The following is an 18,019-nucleotide window of genomic DNA, read 5'->3' as shown; positions in this document are numbered from 1 at the left end:
TTTAAATGTCTATATTTGTATAAAATGTAATTAGTGATGTATCAAGGCACGTTATTAGAATTTTTAAATATGGGCGGATCAGAGATCGTGCTCATATTGGTAGTGGTACTTTTGTTGTTCGGAGGTAAAAAATTACCAGAACTGGCAAGAGGCTTGGGGCGAGGAATCAGAGAGTTCAAAGACGCATCTGATGGGGTAAAACGTGAAATTCACCGCAATATCAACTCTATGGATGTAGATAAAGAGGAAGAAAGTACGGTTGCCAGCAACAATCAACGCCACCATCCAACAGAAGAAACCCCTGTTGATGAAAAGGTAGAACCTACAGTTGCAACAACTCCTGGTACTGCTTCAGAAGAGAAAAAAGAAGTTGAAAGTCAAAAAGTTTAAAACCAAATATCATGTTAAATACAACAATAGCAGCAATGCTTGGAACACCCGAAATCATTTTAATCGTAGTTGCGATTTTGTTGATTTTCGGCGGTAAAAAAATTCCTGAACTTATGCGTGGTTTAGGTAAAGGTGTTAAAGAATTTAAAGAAGGAAAAGATGGTGCAGATGGAGATCAGGTAGATCCGTCAAACCGCGATAAAACGGCTTAATTGCTAAATTTTAAGTTTTGAAGAAATACAGTTCTCTTAAAGAGATACAAATACTCATTTCGCAAAAGCAATTAACTGTACCCGATTTACTGGCTTACTATCTTCAACAGATAGAAGATCACAAACACCTCAATGCATTTAATGAGGTGTTTTTTTATTCGGCAGAAGTGCAGGCGAAATCTGTTCAGCAGAAAATAGAAAACGGCACTGCGGGGAAACTTGCTGGCATGGTTATCGGTATTAAAGATAATATCTGTTATCAGGATCATGTGGTTACGGCTTCATCTAAAATGCTGGAGGGTTTTGTATCGCCCTACTCTTCTACCGTTGTTAAACGTTTGCTGCAAGAAGATGCAGTCATTATTGGCCGCTTAAATTGCGATGAATTTGCAATGGGCGGTTCAAATGAAACTTCCTATTTCGGCGCGGTAAAAAATGCAGCCAATCCAGAACTTGTTCCCGGTGGTTCTTCCGGTGGGTCGGCAGTTGCCGTTCAAGCAGATATGTGTTTGTCTGCACTCGGTACAGATACCGGTGGTTCCGTTCGTCAACCTGCGGCCTTTTGCGGCCAAATTGGTTTGAAACCCACTTACGGCCGGATTTCCAGATATGGCGTTATTGCATATGCTTCTTCCTTTGATCAGGTCGGGCCAATTACATCTTCTGTAGAAGATGCCGCTTTGCTTTTATCTGTTTTAGCAGGAGCAGATGACGACGATTCTACCGTTTCAACTTTAGCTGTTCCCGATTATCTTTCTAAGCTTCAGGAATCTAAACAGCAAAAAATTGCTGTTTTGAAAGAAACAATAGAGAATGAAGCCCTTGATGCTGAAGTTAAAGATGCGATTCTATCGGCTATAGAAAATCTAAAAACTGCTGGACACACAATAGAATATGTGTCTTTCGATCTATTAGATTATTTGGTGCCGGCATATTACATCCTCACCACTGCAGAAGCCTCATCTAATTTATCCAGATATGATGGCGTGCATTATGGACATCGCAATGAAGACGCAAAATCATTAAATGAGCTGTACAAATTGTCAAGAGCTGAAGGGTTTGGAGAAGAAGTAAAGCGCAGAATACTTTTGGGTACTTTTGTGCTTAGTGCAGGTTATTATGATGCCTATTATCAAAAAGCGCAGCAAGTACGTCGCTTAATCCGCGAGAAAATGGACGAAATGTTACAGGATTTTGATTTCTTGCTTTCTCCAGTTGCGCCTACACCAGCATTTAAGATTGGCGATAATGTACAAGATCCATTGGTGATGTACATGGCCGATATATTTACCGTTTTGCCCTCGTTGAGTGGACATCCGGCGATTGCTTTGCCATTAGGCAATAATGCGGCAGGTTTGCCGTTAAGTATTCAATTTACAGCCAAACATTTTGAGGAAGATAAGCTTCTGGCTTTTTCTCAGGCTTTTTTAAAATAAGCACTCTACAGCCATGTCGAATGTTTTGTTGAGTGTACTTTAACACCTCGACGTGCATTTGACATGGTTGCGTGTAGAAATCAAATAGCCCATGATTAAAAAATTACTTTTAACCTCTATCTGTGCAACTTTCGGATTCCTAAGTACAACTTCTGCACAACAAACGCTTAAACTGGATAGTCTTCCAAAAATTCAAAACAATATTTTTATCAATTCAGATACAACTGCGGTACCGCAAGTTGCAGAAAATCCATTGTTGCTTGGCCAGAATTATATATACAAACTCCGCTTAGATTCCATTACTAAAGTTGTGCCTTTACCGTATAATGAATACGTACAGCAGTATATAGATATTTATGCAAAGCGCAAAGATATGTTTGGTAAAATGATTGGCCTTTCGGGGTATTATTTTCCAATTTTTGAAAAAGCATTACGTGATTATAATATCCCTCAAGAGATAAAATACCTTACAATCGTAGAATCGCAGATGAATCCGCATGCTATTTCTAAAGTTGGCGCAACGGGCATTTGGCAGTTCATGTTCGGAACCGGAAAGGCATATGGCCTAAAAATGGATAATTTTGTAGATGAAAGAAAAGATCCTATACAGGCCAGTTACGCTGCTGCGGCATATTTTAGAGATGCTTTTGAAGAACTTGGCGATTGGCTTCTGGCCATTGCGGCGTACAATTGTGGAAAGGGAAATGTAACCCGCGCCATTGATAAATCCGGCTCTCGCGATTTTTGGGTGCTTAGGCAATTTCTACCTAAAGAAACCCGCAATTATGTGCCTGCTTTTATCGCTGCAGTTTACGTGATGAATTATGCCGGTAAACACCAGATCTCTCCACAGGCGAGTACCTTGTTTGCTAAAACAGATACCGTGCAAACCAGCCGCTTTGTTTCACTTCCTTTGCTGGCTAAAGCTTTAGATGTGGATGAAGATGCATTATTCGCCCTGAACCCATCGTACAAGAAGAGAATTGTAAATGGCACAGACGAAGAACCCAAACGCATTATAATGCCAATTATTAAGGGCACAGATTATACTGCAGTCTATAATGTGTTAAATACTTCTGATCTCGTAACCGATACCCGCATAGTAGAAGCTGGTACAGATGATGTACGGGATTTGCGTAGAATGAAGGTTATAACAGTTAAAGCACCTGCAGCTTCCAACACGGTTTACCATAAAGTAAGCAGTGGCCAAACATTAGGCGCAATTGCAAACAAGTATGGCGTAGAGGTGCAAGATCTTAAAGTTTGGAACAGCCTTAAAGGCAATTCTATCGTTCCGGGGCAGAAATTAAAAGTTCTGCGTAAAGGAAGTTTGCCTACAAAAACACTAGAAACCTATTTAAGTTATAAGGTAAAAGTTGGAGACACACTTTCTGGCATCGCCGAAAAATTTAATGGAGCAACTGTTCAACGGATCAAGAGCGACAACGGACTTAAAAAAGCGGCTCTTCAGCCAGGTATGGTGCTTAAAATTAGCAAAGGTTAAAGGGAGTTTGCAGCCATTACGTTGTAAAATTGAGCGTGTGTTTCTATTCTGCACTTTGATGGTGCAGAAATGCCAGTGGCTTGCAGCAGTAAGTCGTCATTTTGTTAAATGATCCCTTATTTATTTCGCTCGTAGTAAAAGAATTGTACATTTGCAGCGTCACTAATACGTTACTTAATGAGTAATATCACTAGAAAACAAGATGCACTGGATTATCACTCCCAAGGGAGACCAGGTAAAATACAGGTAGTACCTACCAAACCAACCACTTCTCAAAGAGATTTAACCTTAGCATACTCACCAGGAGTTGCAGAACCATGTTTAAAAATTGCAGAAAATACCGAAGATGTATATAAATACACCGCAAAGGGTAACCTAGTTGCTGTAATCAGTAACGGTACAGCCGTTTTGGGTTTGGGGGATATTGGAGCCGAAGCCGGTAAACCGGTAATGGAAGGTAAAGGTTTACTGTTTAAAATTTTTGCAGATATCGATGTATTCGACTTGGAGTTGGATACCAAAAATGTGGATGATTTTGTAAAAATTGTTAAAGCGCTTGAACCAACCTTCGGAGGTGTTAACCTTGAAGATATTAAAGCACCAGAATGTTTCGAAATTGAAAGACGTCTGAAAGAGGAAATGAATATACCCGTGATGCATGATGATCAGCACGGTACAGCCATTATCTCTGGTGCAGCATTATTAAATGCCTGCGAAATACAGAAAAAGAAACTCGATAAAATTAAAATGGTTATTAGCGGCGCAGGTGCTGCTGCCGTTTCCTGTTCAAAAATGTACCTCTCTTTGGGGGTGAAAAAAGAAAATCTGGTGATGTTTGACATCAACGGATTAATTGATACCAAGCGTACAGATCTGGACGATATCCGGATGGAGTTTGCTACAGACAGAAAAGATATCAAAACAGTTGCAGATGCATTAAATGGTGCTGATGTTTTTGTTGGTCTTTCTGCCGGGAATATTATTCAGCCAGAAATGCTGAACAAGATGGCTAAAAACCCGATTGTTTTTGCCATGGCGAATCCAAATCCTGAAATCGCTTATGATTTGGCGATCAAAACCCGTAAAGACATTATTATGGCCACCGGACGATCGGATTACCCAAATCAGGTAAATAACGTTTTGGGTTTTCCATACATTTTCCGTGGTGCATTAGATGTGCGTGCAACTACTATTAACGAGCCGATGAAAATCGCTGCGGTTAAAGCCATTGCAGAACTCGCTAAAAAAACAGTTCCGGAAGCCGTAAATCTGGCTTACAATGCAACCAATTTAAAATTCGGGAAAGATTATATCATTCCAAAACCAGTAGATTTTAGGTTAATTACAGAAGTTTCTATGGCTGTAGCTAAAGCTGCTGTAGAAAGTGGAGTGGCCAAAAAAGTAATTACGGATTGGGATGCGTACTCTGAAGAACTTAGAAAACGTTTAGGTTTGGACGATGCCATTATGCGTTCGGTTACGCTTAAAGCGAAATCAGATCCGAAGCGTGTTGTCTTCGCAGAAGCCGATAATTACAAAATTCTTAAAGCTGCACAAATTGTTAAAGACGATAATGTAGCAATTCCGATTTTGCTCGGAAATAAAGAAAAAATCCAGGCAATTATAAACGAACACGGACTGGAATTGAACGGTGTAGAAATTATCGATCAAATGCAATCTCCGGAGAAAACCAAAAAGTATGCTGAAGCTTTATACAAAAAGCGCCAGCGTAAAGGCGTTTCTTCGTTAAATGATGCAACGAAATACCTGAGAGACCGGAATTATTTTGGCGCATCTATGGTAGAGTTTGGCGAAGCCGATGCCATGATTTCTGGTTTAACCAAAAATTATGCGTCTACTATTAAACCTGCTTTACAAGTTATTGGTGTAGAACCAGGCGTTAAACGCGTTGCAGGAATGTATATGATGATGACCAAAAAAGGCCCTGTATTCTTTGGCGATACTACAGTAAACGTAGATCCAACGGCAGAAGAACTGGTAGACATTACTTTGTTGGTGGATAAATCTGTAAAACAATTTAACATCAAACCAAGAATTGCCTTATTGTCTTATTCAAACTTTGGTTCTAATGATGGCATAACACCAAATAAAGTGCGCGAAACTGCACGTTTGCTGCATAAGAACCATCCAGAAATTGTTGTCGACGGAGAAATGCAAGGTAACTTCGCAATAAATAATGAACTGTTGAATGAGAATTTCCCTTTCAGTACACTTGCAAATGCACCGGCAAATACACTCATTTTCCCCAATTTAGAGTCGGGTAACATTGCTTACAAATTGCTACAGGAATTAGGAGGAGCAGAAGCCGTTGGTCCTATCCTTTTAGGATTAAATAAATCTGTTCATATTGTTCAATTGGGAAGCTCTGTTCGCGAGATTGTGAATATGGTAACAATTGCTGTTGTTGACGCTCAAGCTAAAGAAGAACTTGCTGGAACATCAAAACGAAAAGGTATATTTGGGAAAACAACTAAGAAATAATATTCATGTACGCCTATATTGATGGTAAGTTAACTTTTAAAAATCCAACTTACGTTGTAATTGAAGCCGGAGGTATTGGCTACCATATAAACATTTCTTTAAACACTTATAGCGCTCTTGGAGATTCTGAACGTTGCAAGCTTTATACCTGGCTGCACGTTAAAGAAGATGGACATACATTATACGGGTTCGCCGATGAAGGCGAACGCCGTTTATTTTTACACCTGATTTCAGTTTCCGGGATCGGGCCGAATACCGGAAGAATGATTTTATCTTCCATTACACCTCTAGAAATTCAGGCTGCAATTGTGAAGGGAGATTTGCCTCTTATACAGCGCATTAAAGGCATTGGCGCAAAAACCGCACAACGCCTGGTTTTAGAGTTGCAAGACAAACTAAAAAAAGAAGGTGCAGACACACTTATTTCTGTACCGCAACACAATACTGTGAAAGATGAAGCGTTATCAGCATTGGTAATGCTCGGATTCGCCAAACAAACCGCCGAAAAAACTATTGATCAGATTTTAACAAAGACAGAAGGAACGCTTTCGGTAGAGCAACTAATTAAGCACGCTTTAAAAAATTTATAGACAGTACTGCCTTTGAAGAGAATTTCTACATTTCTGCTCCTCATATCTCTCTTATTTGCTAAAAAAAACGCCCTCTCTCAGGTTGTTCAGAGCAAAACGGATACTGCCGTATCTAAAAATAACTTCAGCATTAAAGAAAAGGAAACCCTTGGTTTAGATCGGGTTACATCTCCGTTTTCTCCGCTCCCTAATAATGTGAAGCGCGCTGTTGAGTATGATGCCAAAAATCGTCGCTATATTGTGAAAACCATTATTGGCGATAGATATGTTACACAGATTCAGTATTTAACCGTAGAAGAATATCAACGTTTATTAAACAGTGATATTAAGCGAGAAAACTGGAGAAGCATTTCAAGTGCCGAAGTAAATGATTATCGAAATACTGGTGCAATCCCGGAAATCCAGATCAATAGTAAATCTTTTGAGAAAATTTTTGGTAGCAATAGCATTAATATTCAACCACGTGGAGAGGCAGAGCTTACTTTCTTGGGTAGAGTAAATAAGAACGAAAATCCGCTTTTTAATTCGCAACAGCGTGTACAAACCAATTTTGATTTTAACCAGAGGATACAAATGGATCTGGTTGGGAATATTGGTACAAAACTGAAAATCAAAAGCAATTACAATACAGAGGCACAGTTCGATTTTGAAAATCAGATCAAATTGGAATATACCGGAGATCCGGATGAGATTATCCAAAAGATAGAAATTGGTAATGTTGGCCTGCCTTTAAATACAAGCCTGATCACCGGCGCGCAAGCACTTTTTGGTGTTAAAACGCAACTGAAATTTGGGCGTTTAAATGTAACCAGTGTATATACGCAGCAGAAATCTGAAGCGCGCGAAATCAAAATTACCAATGGTGCACAACAAAATACATTTTCCATAAGTGCAGATAGTTACGAAGCAAACCGGCATTATTTTTTGGCGCACTATTTTCGCAACAATTACAATAATTTCCTGGCCAATGCGCCGGTAATTACGTCCCCTATACAAGTTACGAAGGTAGAGGTTTGGATTACCAACAAAGCCGGAACTACAACAGATTCCAGAGATGTAATGGCATTTTTGGATTTAGGTGAAAACCAACCCTATAACGCCGCGCAGATTTCTGGTGGAACATCAAACCTGCCTGCCGGAACTACCGTTACTGGTTTCAATCAGCAATCCAATAATTTATTGGCACAACTGCCTGCTGGTGCACGCCTAAGCAGTTCTAATGATATTATTTCCTTTTTCCAGGCAAATGGCGGCACAAACAACTTCGCCAAATTAACCTACGCAAGGAAATTGACCGACCGGGAATTTACCTTTCAGCCACAATTGGGGTATATTTCCTTAAATGCGGCTTTAAATGCTGATGAAGTATTAGCGGTTGCGTACCGATATACATATAACGGAGTAGAGTATCAGGTGGGTGAGTTCTCTACAGACAGGGCATTTGATTCTGCAAACCCAAATGTTTTGTATACCAAATTGCTAAAAAACGAAACGATTAAAATTGCTTTGCCAACCTGGGATTTGATGATGAAAAACATCTATTCTATTGGCGGTTATCAAATCAGTCCGAATAATTTCAAACTGGATATTTATCGTACAGATAATGCAACTGGTGTGGATAGTCCGGTGATGACCGAAGGCCAGAATACCATGAATAAACAATGGATTTCACTATCAGAAGTAGATCGTTTAAATACTCAAAATGAAAGACGGCCGGATGGGGTTTTCGATTTTGTTGCCGTAAACAATGCTTTCGGGGCATATTCTACCAGTACAACAACTGCCAATACCATTTCTTCGTTAAGTGCGCTAACCTCTTTAATTAACAATACAAATACGGGTTATATAACAATTGACCCAACAAACGGACGTATCATTTTTCCGGTTGTAGAGCCTTTTGGTAAAGATTTGGCATCGAAATTTCTTCCGAGTGAACAAGCTTTGATTGATAAATATACCTTTACCGCGCTCTACGATTCTACTCAGTTAATTGCCCGGCAATTGTTCCCGAACCAAAACCGGTACGTAATTAAAGGAAATTATCAATCTGAAGTCTCTTCAGAATTTAGTTTAAACTCCATCAATATTCCTGAAGGATCTGTTAAGGTATATTCTGGTACCATTCCACTTACAGAAGGTGTAGATTATACGGTAGATTATCAGGGCGGCCGGGTAAGTATTATTAACCAGGCAGTCTTAATTTCAGGGCAGAATATCCGGATAACGACAGAGAATAACGAACTTTTTGGGCTTCAGCAAAAATCTTTGTTTGGTACCCGTTTTGATTATCAGGTAAATAACAAACTGACTTTGGGCGGTACGTTTATGAACCTGACAGAAAAGCCACTTACGCAAAAAGTAAATATTGGCGAAGAACCGATTTCCAATACCATTTGGGGTTTTGATGTCAACTACAGTTCGCCATCGCGATTTTTAACTAAATTGGTTGATAAAATCCCATTAATCTCTACAAAAGCACCATCAAGCGTTTCATTCTATGGAGAGTTTGCGCAACTGATTCCGGGGCATCCGAAAGCATTAAATTTCGCCAACAGCCAAAACGGTGTAAGTTATCTGGACGATTTTGAATCTTCGAGGTCTATCATTGATTTAAAAAGTGCGATAGCCTGGCAACTTTCCGGCACACCGCAAATGTTTAGTGAATCGCAATTGATAGATGACCTTGCCTACGGTTTTAACCGGGCCAAAATTGCTTTTTACAATATCGATCCAACATTTTACAATTCTTCATCAACAATTACGCCTGCCAACATCCGCAACAATAAAGATGAACTTTCCAATAACTATGTACGTGAAGTTTTAGAAAAAGAAGTTTTTCCGTATAAAGAAATTGCAACCGGCCAGGCACAAAATATTACGACATTAGATGTTGCGTACTATCCAACACTTCGTGGGCCGTACAATTACAGATCAACCGCTTTGCAGGCAGATGGCCGTTTAATGTTACCGCAAAACAACTGGGGCGGTTTTCAGCGAAAGATAGAAACCAACGATTTTGAATCTTTAAATATTGGTTATATAGAGTTTTGGGTGATGGATCCGTTTAGCTACAAACCGGGATCAACAGGCGGAGATTTATATTTTAACCTGGGTAATATTTCTGAAGATATACTTAAAGACGGAAGAAAATCCTTGGAAAATGGTTTGCCTGCAACAGACGATCCTTCTAAATATGATGAGACAAACTGGGGGCGCGTACCCAAATTGCAACCGGTAATTCAGGCTTTTGATACCGATCCGGCAACACGCCGTGCGCAAGATGTTGGTTTAGATGGTTTATCTGATGCCAATGAGCGCAGCAAATTTTCTACACAAATTGCACAAATCAGATCGCAATTAAATGCCACGGCTGCTGCGGCTTTAGAAGCAGATCCGTCATCAGATAATTACACGTATTTCCGTGGTCCGGCATTGGATCAAATGAATGCCGGAATTTTAAAACGTTATCAGAATTATAACGGCCCGGAAGGAAATTCTAAAACTGCACAACAATCTCAGGAAGAACTTGGATTAGAAAATTCTGCATCAACATCACTTCCGGATGGGGAAGATATCAATCGCGATAATAATATGACGCAGAGCGATGAATATTTTCAGTACAAAGTTTCTATGCGGCCAAGTGATTTGATTGTTGGTCAGAATTTCATTACCGATAAAGTAACTTCACAAGTAAAACTGGCCAATGGAAATACACAGGCCTCAACCTGGTATCAGTTCAGAATCCCGATTGGCGATTATAGTCAGAAAGTCGGTGGTATTGAAGATTTTAAATCTATCCGTTTTATGCGGATGTTTATGACCAATTTTACCGATACTGCCGTACTTCGTTTTGCGAAATTACAATTGGTACGCGGCGAATGGAGACCCTATAATTCTACGAATGCAAGTAGTGAAGTTATTGTAGATCCGGCGCTGGCAACTTTAACACCGGACAATTCCACTATTGATGTATCTACAGTAAATATCGAAGAAAATGGTACGCGTACACCAATTCCATATGTAACGCCGCCAGGCATTGCACGCGAAAGGGATTACAGCAACTATTCAAGCAATACGCAACTTAATGAACAATCACTTTCGGTTACGGTAAAAACATTAAAAGATGGTTATGGAAGAGCTGCATTTAAAACGGCTTACAGTGATTTCCGATCATATAAAAAACTCGAAATGTATGTACACGCCGAAGCTGTGAACAATCAGTTAATTTACAATAATGAGGTTGCGGCTTTTTTAAGGATTGGTACAGATAATCAAGACAATTATTACGAGTATAATATGCCTTTGCAGATTACAACGGCTGGTACGCGCGATCCGGATGCAATCTGGCCAGAAGCGAACCGCATGAATGTTGATCTTACGCTCTTCCAGAATGCCAAGCTTGCGCGTAATGAAGCCAGACTGAGTAATGGACAAGCCTGGCCAACCAATCTGCCATTTACTTATACCGATGGTACCAACACGATTATCGTAAAGGGACAGCCGGATATGAGTAAAGTACGTGTGTATATGGTTGGGGTAAAAAATCCACTTAGAAATGCCGCTTTGGAAGATGATGATGGCATGGATAAGAGCGTTTTGGTTTGGTTTAATGAACTGCGTTTAACTGAATTTGATGAGCGCGGCGGTTGGGCAGCTACCGGACGTTTAAATCTTAAACTTGCAGATTTTGCCGATGTAAATATTTCAGGAAGCAAATCAACGATTGGATTTGGTGCGCTGGATTCTAAAATGATTGAACGAAACCGGTCGGATAATGCATCTTTCGATATTTCTTCAGCGGTAGAATTGGGTAAATTTCTTCCGCAGAAATCGGGCATAAAAATTCCGATGTATGTAAGTTATTCTAAGCAAGTTATTACGCCACAATACAACCCGAGAACTCCGGACATCGAACTGAAAAATGCTTTAGATAAAGCGGCAAATAAATCGCAACGCGATTCAATTCTGAATTTCTCACAGGATTATACCGTACGCAAAGGCATCAACTTTACCAATGTGCATAAAGAGCGTGTAAATACTTCAAAACCTGCACAGGTTTGGGACATTGAAAACTTCTCTGCAAGTTATGCCTTTACGCAATATAACCACCGCGATTACATTAATCAAAGTTCAGTGCAGAATACTTACAGAGCATCTTTGCAGTACAGTTATTCCAGAGAATCCAGAAACTATGCGCCGTTCGAGAAAATTATAAAATCCAATATGCTGGCACTTTTAAAAGATATCAACATCAATCTTATGCCATCATCTTTAAACTTCAGAATGGATGTAGATCGGCTGTATTCTGAAAATACTTTGCGCAACAACGAGCTTGACGCATCAACTTCTGTGTACAAAAACGGCTATCCGACAACGTACAATAAAAACTTTACCATGAGCCGCGTATATGGCGTTGCCTGGAACCTGACACGCTCTTTACAACTTGATTTTAATGCAACCAACTATTCCATTATAGACGAACCAGATGGCAAAATTGATGGCTTAAAACGCGATACCGTTTGGCAAAACCTGAAAAATTTTGGCCGCACAACTGACTACAACCACAATTTAAACGTGAGTTATAAATTGCCAATCGATAAAATTCCGGGTTTTAACTGGGTATCGGTTACCACCAAATACGGAACAACATTTAACTGGCAAACGGAGCCTTTGGCAACTTTGACAGATCCGAATATTAACCTGGGAAATACCATTCAGAATACCAGGACCGTTCAGGTAAACCCCATGCTGAACTTGATGACGCTGTATAACAAATTTGGTTTCATTAGAAATTCCAGCAACAATCAAGAGAACAGAAGTTTTAAAGATGCCATCATCAGCGTGTTAACCAGTATCAAAAATGTTAACATCAATCTTGTGCAAACCAAAGGTATTTTCCTTCCGGGATATCTCCCTAAAACAAAATACCTTGGATTAGATAACGTGACTGGTGCACCAGGTTTAGGATTTGTTTTTGGTAGTCAGGCAGACATAAGACAATCGGCATTGATGAATGGCTGGCTTACCAGCGATACTTTGCAAACACAATTGTATGTTAATACACTTCGTGAAGATTTGCAGTTTACCAGTCAGGTAGAACCAATCCGCGACCTTAAAATTACCTTAAAAGCAAACCGTGCGCAGAACAGAAATTTTTCATCTAATTTCAGATACGTAACCACTTCATCATCATTTGATAATTTAAGCGCGACAACTTCCGGCGATTATAGCATATCTTATATCGCTATAGGATCTGCATTTAAAGAAAAAAATTCGAGTATGATTTCGAGTTTATTTAACCAGTTTATGGCCAATAGAATGGTTATTTCAAGAAGACTAGGTGCCCGTAACGGAAACTCTTTAGGTACAAGCGGTGGTTATTCTGATGGTTACGGGAAAGACAATCAGGATGTAATTGTGGCCGCATTTTTAGCTGCATATTCTGGTAAAGATGCAAGTAAGGTTTCCTTAAATTCTTTCCCGAAAATTCCTTTGCCAAACTGGAATTTAACTTACAGTGGATTAACAAAAATTCCCCTTATTGCTGATCGGTTTTCGTCTGTAGATCTTAAACACGGTTATCGCTCTTCATACAACATTAATGGATACAATACCTTAATAAGGTATTCTGAAAGGAATGGAGCGGTTGATGCGCGTGATGCAAACAATAACTTTTTGCCAGAATATCAATTCAGTCAGGTTACATTGGCTGAATATTTTGCGCCATTAATTGGTATTGATACGCGTTTCAAAAATAACCTGACCATCTCAATGGAGCTGAACAGATCGCGTTTACTGGGTTTGAGTTTATCTAACAGTCAGTTGGCGCAATTGTCAGAAAACAACATCGTTTTCGGCTTGGGTTACAGAACCAACAAATTCCGTTTCCCTTTTGGGATGTTCAAAAGTGTTAAGATGGATAACAACATGGATTTTAAACTGGATGTTGCCGTTAGAGATAACAAAACCGTTATTTACCGTGCCGATGTAGAATCTGCAGAAGTGTCATCTGGCGCAAAAAATATTACGCTTAGGCCAAGTGTAGATTATGCTTTGAATCAGAAATTCAATATCAAATTGTATTACGATTCTAACATCACAAAGCCATATACCTCACAATCATTCAATACATCGTACAGCAATTTTGGTTTTAGTTTGCGGTTTACATTGAATTAGAAAATAAGACTTCTGGTTGGTCATTCATCTGCCAGAAGTCTTTCTTTATTTATCCCTGGGAAACTCAAATTTATTTTCGGGATTTAATAATCTTAAACTTTGATTTTTCTCCATTGCTATTGGTTAAACTAAATTGTATTTTTGGCTCAATAAGCGGAGTTAACTGGTTTAGACTAATTAATTGATCGCTTTGCTAACGAAAACATCGAATTTGAAATTAAATCATAAAAAATAAATGAATTTTCCAGCAGAATTAAAGTATACTAAAGACCACGAATGGGTTAAAGTTGAAGGTAACGAAGCATTTATCGGAGTTACCGATTTTGCACAACGCGAATTGGGTGATATCGTATATGTTGATATCAACACTGTAGGTAGCGAAGTTGCAAAAGAAGAAGTTTTTGGAACTGTAGAAGCTGTGAAAACAGTATCTGATTTATTTATGCCAGTAACCGGAACAATTTTAGAATTTAATGCAGGTTTAAATGACAATCCTGAATTGGTAAATTCTGATCCTTATGGCGATGGTTGGATGGTTAAAGTTTCTTTAAGCAACACTGCCGAATTAGATGAATTGCTTACAGCAGAAGCATATCAAGCCTTAGTTGGCGCATAATAGTTATATGTTCAAAGCACTAAAAGGACAAACCTGGGCCATTATCTGGACATTCGTTGTTTTAGTGCTTTGTTTTATGCATATGCCAGAAACCAAATCTGGCAGGTTCTTTTTCACAGGTTTTGATAAAATGACCCATTTAGGTTTTTTTTACGTACTCTCTGTATTGCTCTTTTACGGGAAAATAAACTACCAGCACAGCTACGGCTTCAGAACTTTAACAATATTTAAAATTTTACTGATCAACGCAATAATTGGTGGTGGAATTGAGTTGTTACAATGGAAAGTATTTACCTACCGTTCTGCCGAGTGGTGGGATTTCGGATGCGACATGTTGGGCGCCTGCATGGCAGTTTTTAGCTATATTATTCTTCATAAATTAAACTTCAATGAAAAAAAATCTTAGCCTTCTTGTAATCATCGCTACCGTTTTACTATCAGGCTGCAGCGTTTTTAAAAAAGACTGTCACTGTCCTAAGGTTTATTACAGATCGTTTCCCGGTCAGAATAAATAAAAATTCCTTTGCTTCTTTCCGGCCTTTTCTGGCTGTATTCAAAATGTTACTATAGTTTTAACATGCCTTAACAAACCTTTCGGTTAAACTATAGTCTGACAGGATAGTTTTGTAATCACAATCAAAGAAAGTTTAATGAAGATGAATGTTAAAAGGGCAATTTTACTTGTCCTGATTTTTTGCGGATACACCGCGATGGCACAAAATTCTGGATCAATAACAGGAAAAGCAATAACCGCTTCTGATAAAAAACCAGTCGATTTTGCCTCTATAGCGGTTAAAAGTCTAAAAGACTCTAGCGTGGTAGCCAGCGGGCAAACGCAACCCGATGGTACGTTTACTGTGAAAAATATACCAGCCGGAAAATACCGGGTTTATGTAGCCTTTTTAGGATTGAAAACTACAACTAAAGATGTTACCGTAAGTAACGCGGCGTTAAATGTAGGAACTTTAGAGATGGCAGATGACGGGGTAGATCTAAATACCGTTAATGTTACCGCTGCAATTCCAATTGTAGTAAAAAAAGATACTATAGAATTTGATGCAAAATCAATAAAAGTGCGCGAAAACGCAGTTGTAGAAGATTTGCTAAAAAAGGTGCCGGGAGTAGAAGTTGCGAAAGATGGAAGTGTAAAAGCACAGGGCGAAACGATTACTAAGGTAAAGGTAGACGGAAAAGAGTTTTTCGGCAATGATCCTTTACTGGCAACCAAAAATTTGCCAGCAGATATGGTTGATAAAATTCAGGTAATAGATGAACTTTCAGAACAGGCACAGTTTACAGGAATTGATGATGGTACTCGGAATAAAATCTTAAACATTACCACTAAAAGTGGGATGAAACATGGTTATTTCGGGAACAGTACTGCAGGTTATGGATCTGATGATCGCTACGATGTCAGTTTAAACGTTAATAAATTTGATGAAGATCAGCAGCTTTCATTCATTGGGCAGTTTAATAATGTAAACAAACAAAATTTTGGCCAGGGAAATGGCGTGGGTAATGGTTTTGGCAGTGGTGGAAGAACCGGCGGTGGCGGCGGCGGCAATTCGTCATCCGGCACCGGAAACGGCATTACCACAACCAATGCAGCAGGTTTGAACTTTGCAGATACCTATAAAGATGGAACTCAGTTTCAGGCAAGTTATTTCTTCAATAAATCCACTTCAGAAAATTTGCAAACCTCAAATGTTCAGAACCTTTCTGGTACAACAGCTTCAAATATCAATCAAACTTTAGACAATACTACAGATAAATTAAACCATCGTTTTAATTTTATGGTAGATACTAAAATTAATCCAAGCTTATCGATAAAAATTCAACCTAACTTCGCGTATACAGAAACAGATGGAAACAGTTCAACAAATTATACCCGCGATCTGACTACATCTTTAACAACTGGTTTGCAACGCAATACAACAACGTCTGTAACGCCAACGGCAAGCAATAACCTATTAATACGCAAAAGTTTTAAACGCAGAGGACGTACCTTATCCTTAAACATGAGCACCAATATTAACGATGCAAATGGTACCAATCTTAATTATCGCGCAGAAACAACTACGGAAAACGCCGTTTCGAGAGATAGTCTTACCAATCAGTTCAACAATACCAAAAGCAGTTCCATCACCAACAATACCAGATTGGTATATACAGAGCCAATTAACAAAACATTGAGTATGGAGTTTAACTACCAGAATGGTTATATCAATAGCGATTCTCAACGCGAGGTTTATAATTACAACCCAGCTACTTTATCTTATGACATCATTGATTTGGATTTCACCAATACCTATAATAACAGAACATTAACCAATGCACTTGGTTTTAGTTTAACCACAACAGAGAAAAAATACAATTGGAACATTGGTGTTGCAGCACAACAAACCAACCGCGTCAATACCAATTTAACCACTGGCGATAAGTTTACACAAAACTTCATCAACATTACGCCATCTGCACAGTTCAGGTACAATTTCAGTAACCGTAAACGTTTGTTTATTAACTATCGTGGTTCTACTACTCAACCAACAATAGATCAGATTCAGCCAATTCCGGATAATACCAATACACAAACCGTATATGTCGGAAATCAAAACCTGAAACCTTCTTTCAACAACCTTTTAAGAGTAAATTTTAATAATTTTAATATCGAAAATGGTCGTTTTTTCTTTGCAAGGCTAAGTTTAACTCAAACGATAAACAGTATCGGAACTGATGTTTTAACACTAGGAAACGGTATTCAACAAGTCAGTTATATCAATGTTGATGGCGTATATGCCGGTGATGCGAGCGCTACCTGGTCTTTACCTTTAATGGCAGAAAGAAAATTAACACTTAATATTTCTGGCGGCGGTAATTATAGCCGTAACGTCAATTTTATTGTGCCTGTTGGCGAAACTCTTTCCAGAAAAAATGTAACCAACAGCATCACAATTTCTAATGGTTATAAATTGGTGACCAATTTTGATAAGTTTGATCTTACCGGAGGGATAACCGGAAGTTATACAAGGTCTACCTTCTCTGCCCAGCAATCGGCGAATACCTCTTATTATACTGTAAATCCGAGCTTTGATATGAGCTATGTATTACCTGCAAATATCAGGATAGCTATAGATATTGATTACTACACCAACATTGGTGGTGGCGATATTTACAACCAAAACTATACGATTTTAAATCCATATATAAGCCGTCAGTTTTTCAAGAACAGAGGGACGTTTAAATTTGCGGTAAACGATGCCTTAAACCAAAATACTGGCGTTACCAGAACGGCAACCGGTACATCTATCACAGATTTAAACTATAATGTTTTAAAAAGATATTATATGTTTTCTTTCACATATTCATTAACCCGCATAGGCGGAAGAAATATGAGTAGCGATGTACAAATGCAAGGTGGTCCAGGTGGAGGCGGCATGCGCCAAAGAATGTGAGGTTTAAACCAATAATGTTAGGCAATTCAAAAAAGGTGATTTCCCTCTGGAGGTCACCTTTTTTGGTTTAAAAACAATGTTTATGAAGGATCAATCTGCTTTTATTTTGAATATTTACAAACAAAAAAAGCAGCCTGTTTG

The 18,019-nt window shown here is 38.9% G+C and carries 10 protein-coding genes; all 10 read left to right on the top strand.

Annotated elements, in window-relative coordinates; all coding sequences use genetic code 11:
- Window positions 1-36: 36 nt before the first annotated feature.
- The 10 genes from ACJVDH_RS18900 to ACJVDH_RS18855 all read left to right on the top strand — a co-directional run bounded on the left by ACJVDH_RS18900 (window position 37) and on the right by ACJVDH_RS18855 (window position 17,878).
- Window positions 37-390, top strand: coding sequence for a Sec-independent protein translocase subunit TatA/TatB (locus ACJVDH_RS18900; protein WP_443947638.1), 354 nt, complete (start codon window positions 37-39; stop codon window positions 388-390).
- A gap of 11 nt (window positions 391-401) precedes the next feature.
- Entirely contained in the window at window positions 402-602 is a 201-nt protein-coding gene (locus ACJVDH_RS18895; RefSeq protein WP_443944957.1) for a Sec-independent protein translocase subunit TatA/TatB, read from the top strand.
- A 17-nt stretch (window positions 603-619) separates the two neighbouring features.
- Window positions 620-2,038, top strand: a complete 1,419-nt coding sequence (gene gatA / locus ACJVDH_RS18890) for an Asp-tRNA(Asn)/Glu-tRNA(Gln) amidotransferase subunit GatA (RefSeq protein WP_443944956.1) — start codon at window positions 620-622, stop codon at window positions 2,036-2,038.
- A 91-nt stretch (window positions 2,039-2,129) separates the two neighbouring features.
- On the top strand, window positions 2,130-3,542 hold the full coding sequence (locus ACJVDH_RS18885) for a transglycosylase SLT domain-containing protein (protein WP_443944955.1): 1,413 nt from the start codon (window positions 2,130-2,132) through the stop codon (window positions 3,540-3,542).
- A 177-nt stretch (window positions 3,543-3,719) separates the two neighbouring features.
- Window positions 3,720-6,044: an NADP-dependent malic enzyme gene (locus ACJVDH_RS18880; protein WP_443944954.1), complete on the top strand. Its 2,325-nt coding sequence runs from the start codon at window positions 3,720-3,722 to the stop codon at window positions 6,042-6,044.
- A gap of 5 nt (window positions 6,045-6,049) precedes the next feature.
- The gene (gene ruvA / locus ACJVDH_RS18875) at window positions 6,050-6,634 is read left to right on the top strand and encodes a Holliday junction branch migration protein RuvA (protein WP_443944953.1); all 585 of its coding nucleotides are present in this window, start codon (window positions 6,050-6,052) and stop codon (window positions 6,632-6,634) included.
- A 12-nt stretch (window positions 6,635-6,646) separates the two neighbouring features.
- Window positions 6,647-13,810 (top strand): T9SS outer membrane translocon Sov/SprA, encoded by a 7,164-nt coding sequence (sov, locus tag ACJVDH_RS18870; protein WP_443944952.1) that lies wholly within the window; start codon window positions 6,647-6,649, stop codon window positions 13,808-13,810.
- A 235-nt stretch (window positions 13,811-14,045) separates the two neighbouring features.
- Window positions 14,046-14,426: a glycine cleavage system protein GcvH gene (gcvH, locus tag ACJVDH_RS18865; protein ID WP_443944951.1), complete on the top strand. Its 381-nt coding sequence runs from the start codon at window positions 14,046-14,048 to the stop codon at window positions 14,424-14,426.
- Window positions 14,427-14,433: 7 nt separating this feature from the next.
- Entirely contained in the window at window positions 14,434-14,832 is a 399-nt protein-coding gene (locus ACJVDH_RS18860) for a VanZ family protein (protein WP_443944950.1), read from the top strand.
- 304 nt (window positions 14,833-15,136) lie between these two features.
- The gene (locus ACJVDH_RS18855) at window positions 15,137-17,878 is read left to right on the top strand and encodes an outer membrane beta-barrel family protein (protein ID WP_443944949.1); all 2,742 of its coding nucleotides are present in this window, start codon (window positions 15,137-15,139) and stop codon (window positions 17,876-17,878) included.
- Window positions 17,879-18,019 lie beyond the last annotated feature (141 nt).

This window comes from Pedobacter terrestris, from assembly GCF_052343045.1.
Lineage (GTDB): Bacteria > Bacteroidota > Bacteroidia > Sphingobacteriales > Sphingobacteriaceae > Pedobacter.
Note: the sequence above shows the minus strand (reverse complement) of the source record. Positions and strands in the feature narration are given on the sequence as shown.